Annotated in this window: 21 protein-coding genes; 15 read left to right on the plus strand and 6 right to left on the minus strand. The window is 67.4% G+C overall.

Features of this window, described 5'->3' with window-relative positions; genetic code table 11:
• The first annotated feature begins 146 nt into the window (after window positions 1–146).
• Window positions 147–410, plus strand: coding sequence for a DUF2312 domain-containing protein (locus SI859A1_RS14135; RefSeq protein ID WP_024350256.1), 264 nt, complete (start codon window positions 147–149; stop codon window positions 408–410).
• An 87-nt stretch (window positions 411–497) separates the two neighbouring features.
• On the opposite strand, the gene SI859A1_RS14140 is transcribed toward SI859A1_RS14135, so the two are convergent.
• Complete coding sequence (locus SI859A1_RS14140) at window positions 498–896, minus strand: (R)-mandelonitrile lyase (RefSeq protein WP_040326588.1); 399 nt, start codon at window positions 894–896, stop codon at window positions 498–500.
• Window positions 897–1,153: 257 nt separating this feature from the next.
• On the opposite strand from SI859A1_RS14140, the gene SI859A1_RS14145 reads away from it, so the two are divergent.
• Window positions 1,154–2,995 carry a VWA domain-containing protein gene (locus SI859A1_RS14145; RefSeq protein ID WP_040325843.1) on the plus strand — a complete coding sequence of 614 codons (1,842 nt, stop codon included), beginning with the start codon at window positions 1,154–1,156 and terminating at the stop codon, window positions 2,993–2,995.
• A gap of 142 nt (window positions 2,996–3,137) precedes the next feature.
• The gene (locus SI859A1_RS14150) at window positions 3,138–3,698 is read left to right on the plus strand and encodes a hypothetical protein (RefSeq protein ID WP_009210409.1); all 561 of its coding nucleotides are present in this window, start codon (window positions 3,138–3,140) and stop codon (window positions 3,696–3,698) included.
• Window positions 3,699–3,715: 17 nt separating this feature from the next.
• On the opposite strand, the gene mobB is transcribed toward SI859A1_RS14150, so the two are convergent.
• A complete protein-coding gene (gene mobB, locus SI859A1_RS14155; protein ID WP_009210410.1) occupies window positions 3,716–4,240 on the minus strand; it encodes a molybdopterin-guanine dinucleotide biosynthesis protein B in 525 nt (174 codons plus the stop codon).
• 164 nt (window positions 4,241–4,404) lie between these two features.
• On the opposite strand from mobB, the gene SI859A1_RS14160 reads away from it, so the two are divergent.
• A complete protein-coding gene (locus SI859A1_RS14160; protein WP_009210411.1) occupies window positions 4,405–5,295 on the plus strand; it encodes a substrate-binding domain-containing protein in 891 nt (296 codons plus the stop codon).
• 46 nt (window positions 5,296–5,341) lie between these two features.
• Here the strand turns inward: SI859A1_RS14160 and SI859A1_RS14165 are convergent, their stop codons facing one another.
• The 3 genes from SI859A1_RS14165 to SI859A1_RS14175 are packed head-to-tail and all read right to left on the minus strand — an operon-like array spanning window position 5,342 to window position 7,709.
• On the minus strand, window positions 5,342–6,184 hold the full coding sequence (locus SI859A1_RS14165; protein ID WP_009210412.1) for an ABC transporter substrate-binding protein: 843 nt from the start codon (window positions 6,182–6,184) through the stop codon (window positions 5,342–5,344).
• A gap of 27 nt (window positions 6,185–6,211) precedes the next feature.
• Entirely contained in the window at window positions 6,212–7,009 is a 798-nt protein-coding gene (locus SI859A1_RS14170; protein ID WP_081451408.1) for an ATP-binding cassette domain-containing protein, read from the minus strand.
• Window positions 7,002–7,709, minus strand: coding sequence for an ABC transporter permease (locus tag SI859A1_RS14175; protein WP_009210414.1), 708 nt, complete (start codon window positions 7,707–7,709; stop codon window positions 7,002–7,004). The genes SI859A1_RS14170 and SI859A1_RS14175 overlap by 8 nt, the downstream gene beginning before the upstream one ends.
• A 268-nt stretch (window positions 7,710–7,977) precedes the next feature.
• On the opposite strand from SI859A1_RS14175, the gene SI859A1_RS14180 reads away from it, so the two are divergent.
• The 11 genes from SI859A1_RS14180 to SI859A1_RS14225 all read left to right on the plus strand — a co-directional run bounded on the left by SI859A1_RS14180 (window position 7,978) and on the right by SI859A1_RS14225 (window position 17,817).
• Window positions 7,978–8,583, plus strand: coding sequence for a TorD/DmsD family molecular chaperone (locus SI859A1_RS14180; protein ID WP_040325844.1), 606 nt, complete (start codon window positions 7,978–7,980; stop codon window positions 8,581–8,583).
• Window positions 8,584–8,662: 79 nt separating this feature from the next.
• The gene (locus SI859A1_RS14185; RefSeq protein WP_202797869.1) at window positions 8,663–8,872 is read left to right on the plus strand and encodes a twin-arginine translocation signal domain-containing protein; all 210 of its coding nucleotides are present in this window, start codon (window positions 8,663–8,665) and stop codon (window positions 8,870–8,872) included.
• 57 nt (window positions 8,873–8,929) lie between these two features.
• The gene (locus SI859A1_RS14190; RefSeq protein ID WP_009210416.1) at window positions 8,930–11,920 is read left to right on the plus strand and encodes a formate dehydrogenase subunit alpha; all 2,991 of its coding nucleotides are present in this window, start codon (window positions 8,930–8,932) and stop codon (window positions 11,918–11,920) included.
• Window positions 11,921–11,935: 15 nt separating this feature from the next.
• Window positions 11,936–12,532 (plus strand): formate dehydrogenase FDH3 subunit beta, encoded by a 597-nt coding sequence (gene fdh3B, locus SI859A1_RS14195; protein WP_009210417.1) that lies wholly within the window; start codon window positions 11,936–11,938, stop codon window positions 12,530–12,532.
• Window positions 12,533–12,650: 118 nt separating this feature from the next.
• Window positions 12,651–13,826 (plus strand): formate dehydrogenase subunit gamma, encoded by a 1,176-nt coding sequence (locus SI859A1_RS14200; RefSeq protein WP_148233854.1) that lies wholly within the window; start codon window positions 12,651–12,653, stop codon window positions 13,824–13,826.
• A 19-nt stretch (window positions 13,827–13,845) separates the two neighbouring features.
• Window positions 13,846–15,249, plus strand: coding sequence for a c-type cytochrome (locus tag SI859A1_RS14205; RefSeq protein ID WP_148233855.1), 1,404 nt, complete (start codon window positions 13,846–13,848; stop codon window positions 15,247–15,249).
• Window positions 15,246–15,374 (plus strand): hypothetical protein, encoded by a 129-nt coding sequence (locus SI859A1_RS22320; RefSeq protein ID WP_276324898.1) that lies wholly within the window; start codon window positions 15,246–15,248, stop codon window positions 15,372–15,374. The genes SI859A1_RS14205 and SI859A1_RS22320 overlap by 4 nt, the downstream gene beginning before the upstream one ends.
• 125 nt (window positions 15,375–15,499) lie before the next feature.
• Complete coding sequence (locus SI859A1_RS14210; RefSeq protein WP_009210420.1) at window positions 15,500–15,691, plus strand: DUF6494 family protein; 192 nt, start codon at window positions 15,500–15,502, stop codon at window positions 15,689–15,691.
• A complete protein-coding gene (locus SI859A1_RS14215; RefSeq protein ID WP_009210421.1) occupies window positions 15,688–16,455 on the plus strand; it encodes a biotin/lipoate--protein ligase family protein in 768 nt (255 codons plus the stop codon). The genes SI859A1_RS14210 and SI859A1_RS14215 overlap by 4 nt, the downstream gene beginning before the upstream one ends.
• Before the next feature lie 5 nt (window positions 16,456–16,460).
• Complete coding sequence (locus tag SI859A1_RS14220) at window positions 16,461–17,504, plus strand: DUF6352 family protein (protein ID WP_192847170.1); 1,044 nt, start codon at window positions 16,461–16,463, stop codon at window positions 17,502–17,504.
• A 13-nt stretch (window positions 17,505–17,517) separates the two neighbouring features.
• The gene (locus SI859A1_RS14225) at window positions 17,518–17,817 is read left to right on the plus strand and encodes a hypothetical protein (RefSeq protein ID WP_009210423.1); all 300 of its coding nucleotides are present in this window, start codon (window positions 17,518–17,520) and stop codon (window positions 17,815–17,817) included.
• Window positions 17,818–17,820: 3 nt separating this feature from the next.
• On the opposite strand, the gene SI859A1_RS14230 is transcribed toward SI859A1_RS14225, so the two are convergent.
• Window positions 17,821–19,863 carry a 4Fe-4S binding protein gene (locus SI859A1_RS14230; protein WP_009210424.1) on the minus strand — a complete coding sequence of 681 codons (2,043 nt, stop codon included), beginning with the start codon at window positions 19,861–19,863 and terminating at the stop codon, window positions 17,821–17,823.
• Window positions 19,864–19,885: the final 22 nt, after the last annotated feature.

Consider the following 19,885-nt stretch of genomic DNA (forward strand, 5'->3'; position numbering starts at 1 on the left):
TGGGGGTGGCGCGGCCGATCCGGCGGCCCTTGCGGACATATTGCTTCGCCCGTCGTCCACAGATCAGTGGCGCGGGATCGCCAGAGTTAAGGATCCGGTTACCGACCCCGTCGATATTGCGGCTCCGGATTCGCGAAGGAGAAACCATGAGTGACACGGCCATGATTGCGGGCGGACAGATCCGTTCGTTCGTCGAGCGCATCGAGCAGATCGAGAGCGAGATTCAGGACCTCAACGACGGCAAGAAGGAAGTCTTCGCCGAGGCCAAGGGCGAGGGTTTCGACGTCAAGGTAATCCGCGAGATCATCAAGCTGCGCAAGCAGGACAAGGACGAGCGGGACGAGCACGAGACGCTGCTCGACCTCTATATGCGGGCGATGGAAGAAGCCCCGTCCGCCGTCGCCGCTTGAGCCGGCGAGACCCGATCATCGCAGACGGCGCCGCATCCGAGGCGCCGTCTTGCGTTTCAGGGCCGGCGCGCGGCACCGGCGCCGCCCTCAGGGAGCGGCATAGTCCAGGTCGCTGACATGCTCCAGCCAGTCGATGGCGACGCCGTCGAGCGCCTCCTGGATCGAGACATGGGTCATCATCGTGTCGGGTCCGGCGCCGTGCCAGTGCTTCTCGCCCGGCGGGATCCAGATCACGTCGCCGGCGCGGATCGTCTCGATCGGCCCGCCCTCGGTCTGGAACCGCCCGGCTCCCGCCGTCACATAGAGCGTCTGGCCGAGCGGATGGGTGTGCCAGGCGGTGCGGGCACCCGGCTCGAAGGTCACCAGGTTGGAGCGCACGCGTGCCGGCTCCGGCGCCTCGATGATGGGGTCCTGCCAGACCGTGCCGGTGAAATAGCTGGCCGGCCCGCGCCGTGTCGGGACCGATCCCCCGCGCCTGATGTCCATGGTCTTCTCCTCCTCGCAGGATTGTCCGGTGCCCCGCGCCGAACGCACCATGGCATCGCCCGCGGCCCGATGCCAGCCGGCCCGCGCACCGTGAAGGCAGGGCGCCGACATGCGGGAAAACCCTATCGCAGCACGGCAATCCCGGACGCTGCATATGCGAACGATACAGGCAACCTTATCGCAACTGTATGTCCCTACGCTGGGTGTTTTCGTCGTGGCGACGCATGGGAGACCCGGTGCAGATATTTACGAGGATCATGCGGTTTCGTCGCGAGAAGGCCGGCAATGTCGCCGTCGTCTTCGGACTGACGCTGCCGGTCCTCGCGCTCTGCTTTGCGACCGCGGTGGACCTGTCGGGCATCTACGGCGCCAATCGCAGCCTGCAGCAGGCGGCCGACGTCGCCGCCCTCGCCGCCGGCCGGGAGTACGGCCGGACCCAGGACGCGGACTATCTCAGCAGCGTCTCGGAAGCCTTCTTCTTCCACAATGCCGGCGATGAAACCCGCGGCACCACCCAGTTCAGCTATGACGGCGTGTTTCGCGAGGACGGTCTGACGATCCTCAAGGTCACCGCCCGGCGTCAATTGCCGACCTTCTTCGGCGATGCGCTGATGTGGGTGACCGGCGGCAAGCTCGACTGGCGGCAGTTCCCGCTCTACGCCAAGAGCGAGATCGTCGTGCAGAACCGCTCGATCGAGTTGGCGCTGGTGCTCGACAATTCCGGTTCGATGCAGGACCGGCCACGCTCGGGCGGCAGCAAGAGCAAGATCGACATCATCAAGGACGCCGCCGAGGACCTCGCCAAGCAGTTCCTGTCGTCCGACAAGGGCTCGACCGAAGAGTTTCCCGTCCAGTTCGCGGTGGTCCCGTTCTCCAGTTCGGTGAATGTCGGCCCGCAATACAAGAATGCCGACTGGATGGACACGCAGGGCCGCTCGCCGATCCATCACGAAAATCTCGACTGGGGCGGCTGGCTGTCCGGCGCGACCAGCGGCGGCTGGGAGTGGATACGGGACAGGGGCTGGGTCTACACCGCTCCATCCAGCGGCGCGCCCATGGCCAGGTACAACGGATCCTACTGGACGCGGATCACCACCGGCGAGCCGCTGACCCGATTCTATGTCTACGACAATGCGCGCTACAAGAGCCAGTTCGGCACCTGGCGGGGCTGCGTCGAGGCGCGGCCGAACGGGCTGGCCGCCACCGACACCGCGCCGGTCAGTTCCAAGCCGGAGACGCTGTTCGTGCCGACCTTCGCGCCGGACGAATACGACGATTCCGACTATGGCTGGAACGACTATCTCGACAGCGGCAGCGGATCGCCCGGCTCGGCCAAGGAGGCGATGGCGGAGCAGGCCAAGGTCGCCAAATATTTCGACAGCGGCTACTCCATCACGACGCCGAGCAGCAATCGCAGCGACTGGGGCCCGAACTCCACCTGCGCGACGACGCCGATCACGCCGCTGACCAAGACGCTCAAGACGGTGACCGACGCCATCGACGTGATGGGCGCCCAGGGCGCCACCAACATTCCGCACGGCCTGGCATGGGGCTGGCGGCTGCTGACGGCGCGGCCGCCCTTCACCGAGGGGCGCAGCCACGACGAGCCGGACAATCTGAAGGTGTTGGTGCTGATGACCGACGGCAACAACACCTACAATCTGAACTCTGGCGGGCGGCCGCTGGAAATCCGCGACTACAACCGCTCCACATACGGCTCCTACGGCTATGGCGCGGCCTATTCCCATGGCAGCAGCAGCCGCAAGCCGGGCCGCATCTACGACGGCACCACCGGCAATGCGAAGGATTACAGCGTCGACAGCTATGTCGCCGCCATGGACCAGAACGTCGCCAAGGTCTGCGAGAACGTGAAGGCCGATGGCCGCAAGCCCGGCGGCACGGACGGCATCCTGATCTTCACCATCGCCTTCGACCTGCGCGACGGCGAACCGGTGAAGAAGCTGATGGAGGACTGCGCCTCGAACGGCCTGATCGATGCCAGCGAAAAGCTCTATTACGACGCCCAGAGCCAGGAAGAGCTGGCGGCCGCCTTCCAGTCGATCACCGAACAGATTTCCAGCCTGCGCATCGCCCGCTGACGCGCGGACACCAGATGGCCGCTGTGGCCAAGCCGTCCGACAGTCAGCGTGCATCTGATCCAGCGTTGCGCGGATCGGCACGTCATCCCGCCCGCGCCATGATCGCGGATCTCATCGTTCCTCGTCCCGGAGGCATCGGCACATGCTCGCAACGACCCTCGTCCTCCTCAGCTTCGGGCTCGCCCAGCCGGTCGCCGCGCCCGGGCCGGTTCCGCTCCCGTCCGGCATCTCGGCCAGCGTCGCCCCGGCGGGCGAACCGACCGAGGCGTTCCGCCTCGTGCAGCATCGCGGCGACGGGCGTCATCACCGGCGCGGCGGCGACCGGCGGGGTCGTGACGGGATTGACCGCGGCAGTCTCGACGCGGACCGTTATCTCTACGATTTCCGCGACGCGCCGCGCTGGCGCGCCGAGGAGCGCGCGCGCCATGACGGCCGCGGACGCGATGGCCGACGCGACGACGGGCGCCGGGATGGCGACCGGCATCACGACCGCGACAGGCATGACCGCAATCATCGCGATCGCGACGACCGGCATCGCGCCGACCATCGCGACCGGGACGAGGATCGGCGCGATTGGGGCTCGGACGGCGACTGGGACTATGGCCGCGGCTTCGACAATGACCGGACCCACGACGGCCAGCGCGGCGACAGCCGGTTTCGCGAACGGCGCGAGCGCTTCGAGGAACGCCGCAAGCGCTGGTAGCCTTTCGCCGAACGGCGTCAGGCGGGCGCCGAAGCTCCGGGGAGACCGGTCTCGGCCAGGACGAAATCCGCCAAGGCCGCGATGTCATCGAGCCCGAAGATCGGTAGCGCGCTGTCCGTGACCGGATGATCGGCGGCGATCGCCGCAATACTTGGTGCGTGGTCCTGCATCGGCCGGCGATCGCGCGCCTCCTGTCGCCGGCACTCGATCTTGGGGTGCGGCTCGCGCTTGTAGCCCTCGACGAGAACCAGGTCGCAGGGCGACAGCCGCGCGACGATGTCGGCAAGGCTCGGCTCGGGCGCGCCGCGCAATTCGTGCATCAGCGCCCAGCGCGTGCCCGAAACGATCGCCACCTCGCCGGCGCCGGCGCTGCGGTGGCGGAAGGAATCGGTGCCCTCCCGGTCGATCTCGAAGGCATGATGGGCGTGCTTGACCGTCGCGACCCGGTAGCCGCGCGCGGTGATCTCGGTCACCAGCCGCTCCGTCAGGGTCGTCTTGCCGGAGTTCTTCCAGCCGGTGATGCCGAATATGCGCTGTTTCACCTGGCACCCGTCCCTTCACTGCATCTGCCCCGCCCGGCGGGGTCCCTGCCCTTCTATGCGAGGAAGGAAAGCGCGGTCGAGATGCGATGCGTCCTGTTGGTTCGCAGCCCACACGACGGCGAAGAGACGTTGCCGCCGCCAGACGCTTGGCGATAGATGGAGCGATGTCCGATACCGCGCCCACCTACCTGACCACCCGCGAACTCGCCGATCTGATGCGCATCAAGGAGCGCAAGGTCTACGATCTGGCGGCCAGCGGCGAGGTGCCCTGCATCCGCGTGGTCGGCAAGCTGCTGTTTCCGCGCGAGGAGGTCGCCGCCTGGATGGCCGCCGCGCGCTCCGGGCCGGTGGCGACCGAAACCCGACTGCCGATGATCCTCGCCGGCAGTCACGACCCGCTGCTGGAATGGGCGCTGCGCCAGTCGGGCAGCGGACTGGCCGCCTTCTTCGACGGCAGCTCCGACGGCATCGGCCGGGTGGCGCGGCGCGAGGCGGCGGCCTGTGCCACCCATATCCGGGAAGCCGGCGGCGACTGGAATGTCGCCACGGTGCGCGACATGCTGGGCGACGCCCCGGTGGTGCTGATCGAATTCGCCCGCCGTCAATGCGGCCTGATCGTCGAGCCCGGCAATCCGCACGCGATCGAGGCGGTCACCGATCTGGCACCGCTGCGCTTTGCCCGGCGGCAGCCCGGCGCCGGCGGACAGAAGCTGTTCGAGGCGCTGGCGACGGAAGCCGGGCTCGATCCGGCCGCACTCGCCGGCCCGCCGGGCGTCGCCAAGACCGAGGACGACGTCGCCCGGCTGGTGTTGGACGGCAAGGCGGATGCGGGCTTCGGGCTTGCGGCGATGGCGGCCCAGTACCGGCTCGGCTTCGTGCCGCTGGCCGAGGACCGCACCGATCTTCTGGTCTGGCGGCAAGCTTTCTTCGAGCCGCCGCTGCAGGCGCTGATGCGGTTTCTGCACACGCCCGAGTTCCGCGAACGCGCGGCCGAGATGAGCGGCTACGACGTCGCCGCGGCAGGCATGGTACATTACAACGCGCCCAGCCCCTGACCGGCAGAGATGAAAGCGCGCCGGCCACGGATGGCCGGCGCACGTGTCAGCTTCGATCGCCGGTCATGTCGGCATTCGGAAAGAACAGCTGCTGACCATCGACCCTGTAGTTCGCGATGGCCGCCTGCCCCTCTTCTCCGGTCAGCCAGTCGATGAAGGCCTGCCCTGCTTCGGCCTTGACCGCCGGATGCCTGTCCGGGTTCACCAGGATCACGCCATACTGGTTGAACAGTTCCGGATCGCCCTCGACGACGACCGTGTGATCGCCCTTGTTGCCGAAGGAAATCCAGGTCGCGCGGTCGGTCAGGACGTAGGCGCCCATGCCGATTCCGGTGTTGAGCGTGGCGCCCATGCCCGATCCGGTTTCGCGGTACCAGCCGCCGGAGGCGGCGGCGAGGTCGATCCCGGCGTCCTTCCAGAGGCGCAATTCGGCCTTGTGGGTGCCGCTGTCGTCGCCGCGCGAGGCGAAGGGCGCCTTGGCGGCGGCGATCTTCCCGAGCGCCGCCTCGGCGTCTTTCATACCGGCGACACCGGCGGGATCGGCGGCCGGGCCGACGACGACGAAATCGTTGTACATCACGTCGAAGCGCTCGACGCCGCCGCCGGCCGCGACGAACTTCTCCTCGGCGGGCTTGGCGTGAACGAGCAGCACGTCGCCATCGCCATTCTCGGCGTTCTTGATCGCCTGGCCGGTCCCCACCGCGACGACGCGAACCTCGATGCCGGATTTTTCCGTGAAGGCCGGCAGGATGGCGTCCAGCAGCCCGGAATTCTGGGTGGAGGTCGTCGACTGGACGACGATGAAGTTCTCCTCGGCCGTCGCCGGAGCGACCATGGCGCCCAATGCCAGCGTGGCGGCGGCGATGGCCCCGATCAGTTGCGTCTTCATGCTTTCCCTCCTTCGCCGCGAACGGCGTTACAGAACCAGTCCGCCGGCGAGAAACTGCCGCGCCGGCTGTGAGACGGGTTCATCGAAAAACCGGTCGACCGGCGTCTGCTCGACGATGCGGCCACCGTGAACGAACACGATCTCGGCGGCCAGGCGTCGCGCCTGGCCGATGTCGTGGGTGACCATGACGATCTTGGTGCCGGCCGCCGCGACGCGGCGCAGCAGGCTCTCGATCGCCTGGGTCGCCCCCGGATCGAGGCTCGAGGTCGGCTCGTCCATGTACAGGATGTCGGGCGCGGTCGAGATCGCGCGGACCACCGCCAGCCGCTGCTGCTCGCCGCCCGAGAGCGTGCGCGCCGGCTGGTTGGCGCGGGCCGCCAGATCGCCCATGGCCAGAAGCGCAGCGACGCGTTCGCGGCGCGCGATGCGCGGCATGCCATGAACCTTCAGCGCGTAGTCGACATTGGCGGCGACGGAGCGGCGCAGCAGCACCGGCCGCTGGAACACCATGGCCTGACGCCGGCGCACAGCCTTGTCGAGACCCTGGCCACTGTAGCGCAACTGCCCGGAAGCCGGCGTGATCAGCCCGTGCAGCAACCGCAGGAGCAGGCTCTTGCCGGCGCCGTTCGGCCCGAGAATCAGGGTGGGGCCACCGGCGGCGATGGTCAGTCCGCTAACGTCCAGCAGGGTCCGCCCCCCGGCCCGGAACACAAGATTCTCGGCCTGCAGCGGCAGGACCGAGGCCCGAGTCGTGCCGGCGTCCGGCAGCGCGCGCACCGGTGACAGGTCGGCGTCGCTGTGCAGCAGGGCGATATCGTCACGCATGGGCGGCCTGCGGGCGGTCGGCGCCGATGAGCCCGACCGACGCGTTGATGGCGATGGCGATGATCAGCAGGATCGCGCCGAGCGCCAGGGCCAGCGACAGATTGCCCTTCGAGGTTTCCAGCGCCACCGCCGTCGTCATCACCCGGGTCACGTGGTTGATGTTGCCGCCGACGATGATGACGGCGCCGACTTCGGCGATGGCCCGACCGAAGCCGGCCAGCAGCGCGGTGACGAGGCTGTGCCGCCCGTCCCAGAGCAGCGTCGGGACCGCCGCGAGGCGCGAGACGCCGAAGGAGCGGAGCTGCTCGGAATATTCGGCGTCGAGATCCTCGATCACCTGACGGGTCAGCGCGGCGATGATCGGGACCACCAGGACGACCTGCGCGATGATCATCGCGGTCGGCGTGTAGAGCAGCTGAAGCACGCCGAGCGGGCCGGCATTGGACAGCATCAGATAGACCAGCAGGCCGACCACGACCGGCGGCAGCCCCATGAGCGCGTTCAGGAGCACGATGGCGAGGCGGCGCAGCGGGAACCGGCCGACGGCGAGGAGCGCACCGAGCGGCATTCCGACCATTGCCGCAATGATCACCGCGGTCATCGAGACTCTGAGCGACAGCAGCACGATGGCCCACAATTCGGGATCCCCCGAGAGGATCAAACCGGCCGCCAACGAAAATGCGTCTGCGAAATCCTGCATTTTCTCCGTTTTAGTCCCCGGTTACAGCTCGTTTCGCTGAATTATGCGCCAGAAGCGCATAGAAGTCCAGATTAAGGAACAGTTACTGCAATTGCGCCTTGGTGAACGCAGCTGCGAGATGATCCCAACCGAGGGCAACGCAACGCGCAGTAGTTAAAGTGGAGTATGGTGATCATGTTTAAGTAAGCGCCTGTGCGACAACGCCGCATATTCAGAAAACCGTTGTGAATCGGACGATTTGTTGCTCTACTGGAGTGGGAGAACAGCCTTGCAGAACCACAATCTCGCTGTAACGACGGAACCGGCCGAGGCCGAGGCCTTGCGCGCCAACCTCTACAGGTTGCTTGCGCGCCTTCTGGCGCGTCCGGCCGACGAGGCGTTGCTGGCGATGCTGCAGGGCCTGTCCGGCGATGACAGCCCGCTCGGCCGGGGCATCGGCGATCTCGCCGGCGAGGCGCGCGCGATATCGCTCGGCGCGGCCCGCGAGGAATATCAGGAGTTGTTCATCGGCGTTGGGCGCGGCGAGCTCGTGCCCTACGGCTCCTACTACCTGACCGGATTTCTCAACGAAAAGCCGCTGGCGCGGCTGCGCTCCGACATGGTGCCGCTGGGCATCGCCCGCTCCGAGGACAGCCGCGACCCGGAGGATCACGCCGGCGCGCTGATGGAGATGATGGCGGGGCTGATCGACGGCAGCTTCGGGCAGATCCAGCCGCTTGCGGTCCAGAAGGATTTCTTCCGCAAGCATGTCGGCTCCTGGGCCGGGCATTTCTTCGCGGATCTGGAGACCAACCGCTCGGCGCGGCTCTACCGCCCGGTCGGCACGATCGGCCGCCAGTTCATGGCCATCGAGGAATCGGGCTTCGACATGTAGCCGCACAATCCGCGGGGACGGCGGCACCCCGCAGAAAGAACGAGACCAGGGCACGGCCCTTCGACCACGGAGAAACGAGATGAGCGACAAGAGCACGGGAATGAAGGGCGGCACGCAGGCCGATCGCCGGGCTTTCCTGAAGTTCGCAGGGCTGGGCGGCGTGGCCGGCGGCGCCGCGCTGGTCACCGGCGCACCCGCCGAAGCGGCAATCACCGAGGACGACACGGCGGGCGCGGGCTACCGCGAAACCGACCATGTCAGGACATTCTACAAGTCGGCACGGTTCTAACCCACCCGCCAGTCAAACGGATCGCGGGCGGCCGCACATCAAGGATCGGAGGCAGATATGCTCAGGAAAAAGGCAAACGGCGCGGCGCGGAGCAACCGGATGGCGTCGGCGCTGTCGGAGCTGGGGACGGCCGCGGTTGATCGCCGGACCTTCCTGAAGCGTTCGGGCCTGACCATCGGCGGTGCCGCGGCCGTGGCGACGCTGTCGGGCGGCATGGTGCGCCGCGCCGAGGCCGCGGGCGAGACCGCAACCGGCGAGATGGAAATCCGCAAGTCGGTCTGTACCCATTGCTCGGTCGGCTGCACGGTGCTGGCGGAAGTGTCGAACGGCGTCTGGGTCGGCCAGGAGCCGGGCTTCGATTCCCCGTTCAATCTCGGTGCTCACTGCGCCAAGGGCGCCTCGGTGCGTGAGCACGCCCATGGCGAGCGCCGCCTGAAGTACCCGATGAAGCTCGTCGGCGGAAAGTGGCAGCGCATCAGCTGGGACGAGGCGATCAACGAGATCGGCGACAAGATGCTGGAGGTCCGCGAGGCCGCCGGTCCCGATTCCGTCTACTGGCTCGGCTCGGCCAAGCATTCCAACGAGCAGTCCTACCTGATCCGCAAGTTCGCCGCCTATTGGGGCACGAACAACATCGACCATCAGGCCCGGATCTGTCACTCCACCACGGTCGCAGGTGTTGCCAACACCTGGGGCTACGGCGCGATGACCAATTCCTACAACGACATCCACAATTCCCGGGCGATCTTCCTGATCGGCGGCAATCCCGCCGAGGCGCATCCCGTCTCGCTGCTGCACCTGCTGAAGGCCAAGGAAGAGAACAACGCGCCGCTGATCGTCTGCGATCCGCGCTTCACGCGCACCGCGGCCCATGCCGACGAGTATGTGCGGTTCCGGCCGGGCACCGACGTCGCGCTGATCTGGGGCGTTCTCTACCACATCTTCGAGAATGGCTGGGAAGACAAGGAATTCATCAACAGCCGCGTCTGGGGCATGGACCAGATCCGCACCGAGGTCGCGCGCTGGACGCCCGAGGAGGTCGAGCGGGTCACCGGCGTTCCGGGCTCGCAGCTCCAGCGCGTCGCACGGACCATGGCCGAGAGCCGTCCGGCGACGCTGATCTGGTGCATGGGCGGCACCCAGCACACCAATGGCAACAACAACACCCGCGCCTACTGCATCCTGCAGCTCGCTCTCGGCAACATGGGCAAGGCCGGCGGCGGCACCAACATCTTCCGCGGCCATGACAACGTGCAGGGCGCGACCGATCTGGGCGTCCTCGCCGACACGCTGCCGGGCTATTACGGCCTGACCGCCGGCTCCTGGGCGCACTGGGCCCGGGTCTGGGAAGAGGAACTCGACTGGCTCAAGGGCCGCTTTGCCGTGATGCCGGGCGCCGGCGACGAGGGCAAGGACCGCCTGATGATGAACGAGACCGGCATCCCGGTCTCGCGCTGGATCGACGGCGTCCTCGAGGCCAGGGAGAACCTCGAGCAGCCCGACAACACCAAGGTCATGGTGTTCTGGGGCCATGCGCCGAACTCGCAGACCCGCCTGCCGGAAATGCAGAAGGCGATGGGCATGCTGGAGATGCTGGTCGTCATCGACCCGTATCCGACCATGACCGCCGTCCTGCAGGACCGCACCGACGGCGTCTATCTGCTGCCGGCCTCCACGCAGTTCGAGACCTCCGGCTCGGTGACCGCGTCGAACCGGTCGCTGCAGTGGCGCGAGAAGGTGGTCGAGCCGCTGTTCGAGTCCCTGCCCGACCACACGATCATGCACAAATTCGCCGAGAAGTTCGGCTTCGCGGACCGCATGTTCCGCAACATCGAGGTCAAGGACGGCGAGCCGGTCGTCGAGGACATCACCCGCGAGTTCAACCGCGGCATGTGGACGATCGGCTATACCGGCCAGTCGCCGGAGCGCATGAAGTCGCACATGCAGAACCAGCACACGTTCGACAGGACGACGCTGCGCGGCGTCGGCGGCGCGCATGACGGCGAGTTCTACGGCATGCCCTGGCCGTGCTGGGGCACCGCCGAGATGAAGCACAGCGGCTCGGCCAATCTCTATGACACCTCGATCCCGGTGGCGCAGGGCGGCATGGGCTTCCGCGCCCGCTTCGGCGTCGAGCGTGACGGCGACAACCTTCTGGCCGAGGGCTCCTGGCCGGTCGGCTCGGAGATCGAGGACGGCTATCCCGAGTTCACCTTCGCCATGCTCAAGGAGCTCGGCTGGGACAAGGACCTGACGCCCTACGAGCGCCGCTACATCGATTACGTGGCCGGCTTCGCCGACCAGCGTCCGAACCAGGGCGACGACGTCGGCGAGCAGTCGCAGACCGGCGAGATCGATTCCGACTACGACGAGAAGGTCGGCGGCGTGAACTGGAAGACCGACCTGTCGGGCGGCATCCAGCGCGTGGCGATCGCCCATGGCTGCGCCCCCTACGGCAACGCCAAGGCCCGCGCCGTGGTCTGGACCTTCCCCGATCCGGTGCCGATCCATCGCGAGCCGCTCTACACGCCGCGCCGCGATCTGGTGACGGATTATCCGACCTATGAAGACAAAACCTTCTGGCGCGTGCCAACGGCCTACGCCTCGATCCAGAAGAACGACTATTCCAAGGACTTCCCGATGATCATGACGTCGGGGCGTCTGGTGGAATACGAGGGCGGCGGCGACGAGACCCGCTCCAATCCGTGGCTCGCCGAGCTGCAGCAGGACATGTTCGTCGAGATCAATCCGTCGGACGCCAACGATCTCGGTCTTCGCGACCGCGACACGGTGTGGCTGCACAGCCCGGAAGGCGGCAAGATCCGTATCATGGCTATGGTCACCGAACGCGTCGGTCGCGGCGTGGTGTTCACGCCCTTCCACTTTGGCGGCTACTTCCAGGGCAACGATCTGCGCGGGAAATATCCCGATGGCGCCGATCCCTACGTGCTCGGCGAAGCCTGCAACACGGCACAGACATACGGCTACGATTCGGTGACGCAGATGCAGGAAACCAAGACCACGCTCTGCCGGATCGAACGGGCGTAAGGGAGGATCAGACCAATGGCACGAATGAAGTTCCTCTGCGACGCCGAGCGCTGCATCGAATGCAACGCCTGCGTGACCGCCTGCAAGAACGAGCACGAGGTTCCGTGGGGCGTGAACCGCCGGCGCGTCGTCACCATCAATGACGGCAAGCCGGGCGAGCGGTCGATCTCGGTCGCCTGCATGCACTGCTCCGACGCACCCTGCATGGCGGTCTGCCCGGTGGACTGCTTCTACCAGACCTCCGACGGCGTGGTTCTCCACTCCAAGGATCTGTGCATCGGCTGCGGCTATTGCTTCTACGCCTGCCCCTTCGGCGCGCCGCAATATCCGCAGGCGTCGAATTTCGGTTCGCGCGGCAAGATGGACAAGTGCACCTTCTGCGCCGGCGGTCCGGAAGAGGACAATTCGGCGGTGGAGTTCCAGAAATACGGCCGCAACCGTCTGGCCGAGGGCAAGCTGCCGCTGTGCGCCGAGATGTGCTCAACCAAGGCGCTTCTCGCCGGCGACGGCGACACGGTGTCGTCGATCTACCGCGAGCGCGTCGTGGCCCGTGGCTTCGGCGCCGGCGCCTGGGGCTGGGGCACCGCCTACGACCAGAAGCTGGGCGGCTGACCCAGCCGCGCATGCAATTCCGGCGGACGGCTCCGGCCGTTTGCCGCCTGACGATGACCGGTGGCGCACCGCGTTGCCCATTCCCGCCGCATCTTTCACCCGAACGGGGATAGAGGACATGCCTAGCCTCAGAGCGTCTCTCGCTGTCTTGTCACGCTCCGCCCCGCTACGGCGTCTCGCAGCTCTCGTGCCGGTCCTCGCCATCGCCGTCCTGATGCTGTTCGCCGCAGCCGGCTCCAGCCACGCCCAGAGCTCGGTCCGGCCGCCGGACAATGCCTCGCCGACCGGCGGCGCCGTTCCGGGCGACGCGCTCGGCACCACCTCCGACGCCGAGATATGGCGGTCGGTGCGCCAGGGCATTTCCGGCGGCGTCTCGATCCCCGACAAGAAGGCCTCGGTGCTGGTGCAGTCCGAGGGCGAGTCCTGGCGCCTTCTGCGCAACGGTCCGATGTTCGACTATCTCGGACTGGCGATGATCGGCATGCTGGTCCTCCTCGCCGTGTTCTTCGCCGTTCGCGGCCGCATCCGCGTCCAGCACGGTCTTGCCGGCGTCACCATCAAGCGCTTCGGCCTGATCGAGCGCACCGCCCATTGGGTGATGGCCCTGTCCTTCATCATCCTCGCCATCAGCGGGCTGAACATCTCCTACGGCCGCGAGCTGATCATGCCGCTGATCGGCAAGGAGCTCTTCGGCCCGATGTCCGGCTTCCTGAAGATGTCGCACAACTACGTGGCCTTCGCCTTCATGGCCGGGCTGGTGGTCGCCTTCGTCCTGTGGATCGTCCACAACCTTCCGTCGCGCACCGACTTCGTCTGGCTGATGAAGGGCGGCGGCTTCTTCTCCAAGGGCGCGCATCCGCCGGCCTGGAAGTTCAACGCCGGACAGAAGGTCATCTTCTGGCTGGTGATGATCGGCGGCCTGTCGCTCAGCGTCTCGGGCTGGGCGCTGCTGTTCCCGTTCGAGCACGGCTTCTTCGGCGACACCTTCACCGCCCTTGCCGGCATCGGCCTCGACGTGCCGGCCTGGCTCGGCCTGCCGCAACCGCCCTATTCGGTGATCCAGGAGCAGCAGTTCAACACCATCTGGCACGCCGTCATGGCGGTGTTCATGGTCTGCGTGATCTTCGGCCACATCTATATCGGCACGATCGGCATGGAAGGCGCCTTCGACGCCATGGGCAGCGGCGACGTCGATCTGAACTGGGCGCGCGAGCATCATGCGCTCTGGGTGGACGAGGTCCTGAAGAAAGATGGTCGCCCCGAGGCCGGGGCGCATCCCGCACCCGCGGAATAGCGGCCGGCGTGACGCGATCATGCGCCCCGCTTTGAGACTGGCGGCGCTCGCCGCCGGCGCAATCCTCGCGATGCTGTCGAACCCGGCCGGCGCAGACGCGCTGCCGGAGCGGCTGGTCGGCCACGGCGGCCCGGTGAAGGCGGTCGCGTTGTCCGATGACGGCACCCGCGCGCTGACCGCCTCCTTCGACTATTCGATCATCCTCTGGGACATGACCGGCCCGGACGGCACCGTCGCCACCCAGCTCGCCGGCCACGACGCGGCGGTCAACGACGTCGCGTTCGTCCCCGGCACGGACAAGGCTGTCTCGGTCTCCGACGACGGCTCCTTCGCCATCTGGGATCTTGCGACCGGCGACCTCGAACAGCGGATCGCCGATACGCCGGTCAAGGTGCTCGACGTCGCCGTCAGCCCGGACGGCCGCTTTGCCGCAGCCGCGCGCTGGGACGGCACGGCGCGGATCTTCGACATTGCGGAGGGCCGCGAGATCGCGCGCGCCGAGGGCCATCAGGGCAATGTCAACGCGGTCGCCTTCGCGCTGGACGGACGGCAATTGTTCACCGCCGGCTATGACGGCGCGATCCGTGCTTGGCCGCTCGACGACGGTCGCATCGCCGGTTCGTCGCGGGTGCTCTACACCCATGGCTGGGGCGTCAACGTCATCACCCCCCTGCCCGGCGGCACCCTGCTCGCCTTCGGCAGCCAGAACGGCGTGACCGGTCTCGTCGACCTGCCGACGCTGGAAACCGTGGAACTCGCCGCGAAAGAGAACCCGGTTCTATCGATCGCGGTGTCACCGCGGGCCGGATGGTTCGCCACTGGCAGCGCCGACGGGCGCATCCGGGTCTTCGACATCGAGACCGGCACGCTGGTCGAGGAATATGGCGACGTCTATGGCCCGGTCTGGGGGCTGTCCTTCACGCCGGACGGCAAGGAGCTCTACCGGGTCGGGCTCGACGATTTCGCCATTCGCTGGCAGGTCTCGCCGCGCCGGCGCATGGAGGCGATCCAGTCGGTCTATCCGCGGCGGTTCCAGGCGCATGGCACGGACGATCCCGGCGAAAGCGAGTTCCTGCGCAAATGTTCGGTCTGCCATACGCTGACGCCGGATGACGGCAACCGCGCCGGGCCGACGCTGTTCGGCCTGTTCGGGCGCAAGGCCGGCACCGTTCCGGGCTATCCCTATTCGAAGGCGCTGACGGAATCGGATATCGTCTGGACCGAGGACACGGTATCACAGCTCTTCGACCATGGACCCGACGTCGTGACGCCGGGCACGAAGATGCCCGTGCAGCGGCTGAAGAGCGTCGAACGGCGCGACGCGCTGATTGCCTATCTGAAGCGGGCGACCGCAACCGATGCCGAAACGCCGCCGCCAAGCGGGCGACCGGCACCAGAACCGGGGGAGACCACACGACAATGAAGGCATTCCTGCTAAGCGTGGCCATCGTGCTGGTCATCGGGCTGGGCGTCGGCCTCTTGCTCAACACCGAGCTGGAACAATCGGCGAGCGAAGCCTATTCGACCGAGAACGTCCGGCTGCAATAGGCCCGATCGACCGCCCACGCACACGTGGCGGGACGCGGCGGCACGGCGCCTTCACACGCCCGGTGCGAGACGGATCATCACGCGGAGCGCGACCGGCGGCACCGCGACAGCAAGGAACAGGACCGATGAGCGAAGAAGCCTTCAACATGTCACTGCGCAAGTTTCTCAAGCAGGTCGGCGTGACCTCGCAGCGCGAGATCGAGGAACTGGTGCGCTCCGGCAAGGCCGGCTCCGGCCCCCTGAAGGTGCGCATGCATCTGACCGCCGAGGGTGAGCCGCTGGACCATGTCGTCGAGGGTGAAATCCAGCTGCCGTGACGCTCAGCCAGATCGACATCGCGCCCCTGGCGGACCCCGAATTCCCGCCCGCCTTCACCGGTCACCCGGTGGCTGCGGGCGTCGACCCCTTCGCGGCGGCGATCGAAGCCGCGCGCGCGCAATCCCATGGCGCGGGCGATCTGTTCTGGAGCCGCGACACGGACTGCGCCGCGGCCGCGCTGATCCTGGAGCCGGACGTCGCGCTCGCCAAGGCCGCGCAGATGCTGCCGCTCCTGATGGTGGCGATCGGCGACGCGTTGGGCGGCATCGGACCGCCCAATCTGGCGCTGACCTTCCGCTGGCCCGGCACGATCCTCGCCAATGGCGCGACCGTCGGCGCCGTGCGCCTCCATGTTCCCGGACCGCGCGATCCGGCCGGGATCCCCGACCACATGGTCGTCGGCTACGCACTGACCATCGAGGCGTCGCGGAACGGGCCCGCCGAACCGGGCCACGACCTGGCCGCGACCGCGCTGATGGAAGAAGGCTGCGGCGAACTCGACCGCACCCTCATCGTCGAGGCGGTGGCGCGCCATTTCCTGTCGTGGATCGACGGATGGACCCATGACGGGTTCCGTGCCGCGCATCAGAGCTGGACGTCCCGCGCCGATGCGATGGGCGAAACCGTGGACATCGTCCTCGACGGTGTCCGGCATTCCGGCACCATGATCGGCCTCGACGACGCCGGCGGGGCCCTGTTGAAGACCGACGGGCGCACGGTGCTGCTGCCCCTGACCGATGCCGCAAGCGGAGCCGATTCCTGATGCAGATGCCTGCGAAACCCCTCGCGCTACAGGGCCGTGTCGTCTGGAAATCCGCCGGCCTGCATCTGACCCACAAGCTGGACAATGGCTGGCTCGCGGTCACGCCGGATTTCCTGCGCGCCTACTACACCCGGCCGGAAATCCACCCGATCGAGGAAAGCTGCGACAACGAGCACCGGTTGTTCGAGCGGCTGATGGAGACGCCCGACGCGACGGTCACCGAGGCCGATCTGGCGGCGCTGGCCGATGCCGACACGGCGGACAATTACCGCATGCTGCTGGCCTATCGCGACCACCTCCTGCGGCACGGCTCCATCGAGGCCGGCTATCTCGCCCTGTTCCGCCCGGATGCACCGCGCGTGCCGCCGGTCTTCATCGAGCAGCTGGTCCATCTGATCCTGGGCGGGCTTCTGGCCCACGAGACCGACCCCTTCGTCCTGCGCGCCGCCGAACTGTTCTTCCGTGACCAGATGGCGACGACGGGCGATGGCCAGCTGACGCTGGCCGATGCGGAAGTGGTCGAGATGTATTCGGAATCCGGCGGCCTCGGCGGGCTGGGCTCGCTTCTGGCCGAAGCCGGCACGCCGATGCGCGAAGTCTCACTCGACGTTTTGAGCGAGGAGAATTGCGAGACCTATTGGGGCCGGGCCGACCAGTTCAATTTCGCCCTCGATTTCCGCTTCACCCAGCCGGGGCAGGATGCGCTGGCGCGGGTGATCGAACGCTGGGTCGCGCATTTCCTGCATCTGCCGGTGCGGGTCCAGGCGATGCAGTCGATCACCGACCAGCACTGGTCCTGGCATGTCGGGCTCGACGCCGAGGCAACGCAGATCCTGAACGGCCTTTACGAGGGCGAAACGGTCGACGAGGACCGCATCGGCCGGATAGCCGCGCTGTTCCGCATGGAGTTCAAGGACGACGACCGGATCCTGCCGACCATGCGGGGCAAGCCGGCCTATCTCGGCGTGGCAGTGAATCCCACCGGTCTCATCCGGCTGAAGCCCCAGAACCTTCTGACCAATCTGCCCCTCACCTCCGGCGTCCAATGATCAAGGAATCGACATGACGACTTCATCACACAGCGTCGCGAACTCCCCCTGGATGCGCCTCGTGGCGCTAGTCTTCGCGATCGCCCTCGCCGCTCTTGCCTTCCTCGTCTATGTCCAGACCGAAGAATGGGTGGCCGGTGTCCAGGAGCGGGGCGAGGAGCTCGGCACGCTGCGGGTCGACCCCGACGTCGCGGCCTGCATGGACAAGCGCTTCGCCGACATCGACGTCATGGTCCAGCAGGATCTGATCACCGCTGAGGCCGCGGAGAAGTCGCGCGCCGACGCGCGCTCCCTCTGCTACCAGCGCAACTGATCCTCAATCGGTGGTGAGGAAGTCGTCGACCGTCAGGCCGCGCCGGCCGGCTTCCAGATAGTCGTCGGTGGTGCGGACCTTGGGGCGCTGGGCGATGGCGAAGGGGTCGCCGCCGTCCGCCGCCAGAGCTTCCAGCCGGCAGCTCTCGCACATGTGCAAAAGCGCCACCCGCTCCTCGGTCTGGAACATCCAGTGCTTGCCGCCGAGCGTTTCCCTGACCCGGTCGAGCATGCCGCGCGCGGCGAAGGGCTTGCCGCAGCAGGTGCATTCGGCCGGCTCGTCCTCGTTCAGCGTCACCGGCTGCATTACTGTCGGCGCCAGATTGTAGCGTGGGTCGAGCGTGATCGCGGTTTCCGGACAAGTCGCGGCACAGATGCCGCACTGGACGCAGGCCGCCTCCACGAAGCGCAGTTCCGGCTTGCCCGGCGTATCGCGCAGGGCGTCGGCCGGACAGGCCGAGACGCAGGCCATGCAGAGCGTGCAGCGTTCCTTGTCGACGAGAATGTTGCCGTAGGGGGCCGAGGCCGGCAGGCGGATCAGATCGTCGCCCGGGCCTGAACCGGCGGCCGCGGCGACGGCGATGCCGGCGCGCGCCACCTCGCGCTTGCCGCCGACCGGCGCGAACGCCGTGCGGGCGATCTCGGCAGCCTCCTGCCGGTCGTACAGCAGCGCCTCGACGATTTCCGGATCGGGCTCGGCGACGATCCGCACCCGGTCGGGCGCATGGCCGAGCCCGGTGAGCAGTGCCTCGGTCAGCCCGATTTCCTCGTGCAGCGCGTGCAGTTCGCCCGATTTGCGCGGATCGACCAGGACCACCAGCGAGCGGAAGCCGGCGGCCAGCGCCGCGACGATCAGGTCGTGGCCGAGCGCCGTCGTCGAATGCATCTCCAGCGGAATGACATTGGCCGGCAGGCCGCGGCCGAAGCGGGCCATGGCGTTGATCAGCGATGCGCCATGCTCGCGCTCATGCACCATCAGCACGGGCGCCACGCCGCCGGCGGCCAGATAGGTGCGGGCCAGCGTCTGCACCCGTTCGATCGACTGGGCACGGGCCGGATAGTCGTAGGAGACCGCGCCGGTCGGGCAATGGGCGGCGCAATTGCCGCAGCCGCCGCAGATCGCCGTGTCGATCAGGATGTTGTCGCCGTCGGGCGAGATCGCGCTGGGCGGGCAATTGTCGATGCACTTGGTGCAGCCGGTCTTCTTCGACCGCTCATGGGCGCAGATCGACGCGTCGTAGCTGACATAGATGGGCTTTTCGAACTCGCCCTCGTAGCCGCTGGCGTCGAAGACGCCCCGCATGACCGCCGCCGGATCGGCGGGATCGGCGCGGAAATAGCCGTCGCGACCGGTCGGGCGGGCGAACAGCGGCGCGTTGCCGGTCATGTCGAAGAGGACGCTGCAGGACGATTTGGCGCCGTTGCGCGGCAGGGCGAATTGCGGCTCGCCGCGCGACGAGGGCAGCATGCCGGCGTAATCGTCGACGACGATGTCGAAACCGCCGAGCGTGCCGGTGGCAGAAACCACCCGGCCGCGGAAGACCGGGAAGTCGAGCACCTCGGGCAGCAGGATATCTTCGGCATCGGTCAAGAGCAGCGTGACCGACAGCGTGCGGTTGAGCAGCGCCGCGGCGTCCAGCGCCGCCTGCCCCCGACCGGTCACCAGGCACAGTCCGTCGCTTTCGATGGCGCGCAGCCGGGCCGGCGCTACCGGCAGCGAGGCCGCGCCGATCAGCGCCGCCATCTTCGGCGCGATCGACGCCTTGTCGGCGGTCCATCCGGCCATTTCGCGGATGTTGACGAAGGCGGAAACCTCGCGGCCCTTCTCCTCGGCGATCTCGGCGAAGAGCGGGCTCTCCTGGGTACAGGCGACGACCACGGGCGCGTCGCCCTCCATCGCGCCTTCGAAGGTGCCGATCTGGCTGCGGCAAAGATGCGTGTGAACCGGCAGCTCCGCGCCGCCGAGGGCATGGCCGATCGCCTTGCCGTCCACCCGCATGGTCTTCTCGCAGTTGCAGACCAGAATCCGTTGGCTCGTCGCGCTCATGACTTCTCCCTTTGTCGATGAG

It is taken from the genome of Aurantimonas manganoxydans SI85-9A1, assembly GCF_000153465.1.
Lineage (GTDB): Bacteria > Pseudomonadota > Alphaproteobacteria > Rhizobiales > Rhizobiaceae > Aurantimonas > Aurantimonas manganoxydans.

What these genes read in the sequence shown, in the direction of transcription:
- SI859A1_RS14200 (WP_148233854.1), top strand. Translation starts at nt 12,651, where the DNA reads ATGCCTAGCCTCAGAGCGTCTCTCGCTGTCTTGTCACGCTCCGCCCCG.
- SI859A1_RS14170 (WP_081451408.1), bottom strand. Translation starts at nt 7,009, where the DNA reads ATGCGTGACGATATCGCCCTGCTGCACAGCGACGCCGACCTGTCACCG.
- SI859A1_RS14175 (WP_009210414.1), bottom strand. Translation starts at nt 7,709, where the DNA reads ATGCAGGATTTCGCAGACGCATTTTCGTTGGCGGCCGGTTTGATCCTC.
- SI859A1_RS14140 (WP_040326588.1), bottom strand. Translation starts at nt 896, where the DNA reads ATGGACATCAGGCGCGGGGGATCGGTCCCGACACGGCGCGGGCCGGCC.
- SI859A1_RS14205 (WP_148233855.1), top strand. Translation starts at nt 13,846, where the DNA reads ATGCGCCCCGCTTTGAGACTGGCGGCGCTCGCCGCCGGCGCAATCCTC.
- SI859A1_RS14230 (WP_009210424.1), bottom strand. Translation starts at nt 19,863, where the DNA reads ATGAGCGCGACGAGCCAACGGATTCTGGTCTGCAACTGCGAGAAGACC.
- SI859A1_RS14160 (WP_009210411.1), top strand. Translation starts at nt 4,405, where the DNA reads ATGTCCGATACCGCGCCCACCTACCTGACCACCCGCGAACTCGCCGAT.
- fdh3B (WP_009210417.1), top strand. Translation starts at nt 11,936, where the DNA reads ATGGCACGAATGAAGTTCCTCTGCGACGCCGAGCGCTGCATCGAATGC.
- SI859A1_RS14135 (WP_024350256.1), top strand. Translation starts at nt 147, where the DNA reads ATGAGTGACACGGCCATGATTGCGGGCGGACAGATCCGTTCGTTCGTC.
- SI859A1_RS14220 (WP_192847170.1), top strand. Translation starts at nt 16,461, where the DNA reads ATGCCTGCGAAACCCCTCGCGCTACAGGGCCGTGTCGTCTGGAAATCC.
- SI859A1_RS14225 (WP_009210423.1), top strand. Translation starts at nt 17,518, where the DNA reads ATGACGACTTCATCACACAGCGTCGCGAACTCCCCCTGGATGCGCCTC.
- SI859A1_RS14145 (WP_040325843.1), top strand. Translation starts at nt 1,154, where the DNA reads ATGCGGTTTCGTCGCGAGAAGGCCGGCAATGTCGCCGTCGTCTTCGGA.
- SI859A1_RS14165 (WP_009210412.1), bottom strand. Translation starts at nt 6,184, where the DNA reads ATGAAGACGCAACTGATCGGGGCCATCGCCGCCGCCACGCTGGCATTG.
- SI859A1_RS14150 (WP_009210409.1), top strand. Translation starts at nt 3,138, where the DNA reads ATGCTCGCAACGACCCTCGTCCTCCTCAGCTTCGGGCTCGCCCAGCCG.
- SI859A1_RS14210 (WP_009210420.1), top strand. Translation starts at nt 15,500, where the DNA reads ATGAGCGAAGAAGCCTTCAACATGTCACTGCGCAAGTTTCTCAAGCAG.
- SI859A1_RS14185 (WP_202797869.1), top strand. Translation starts at nt 8,663, where the DNA reads ATGAGCGACAAGAGCACGGGAATGAAGGGCGGCACGCAGGCCGATCGC.
- SI859A1_RS14190 (WP_009210416.1), top strand. Translation starts at nt 8,930, where the DNA reads ATGCTCAGGAAAAAGGCAAACGGCGCGGCGCGGAGCAACCGGATGGCG.
- SI859A1_RS22320 (WP_276324898.1), top strand. Translation starts at nt 15,246, where the DNA reads ATGAAGGCATTCCTGCTAAGCGTGGCCATCGTGCTGGTCATCGGGCTG.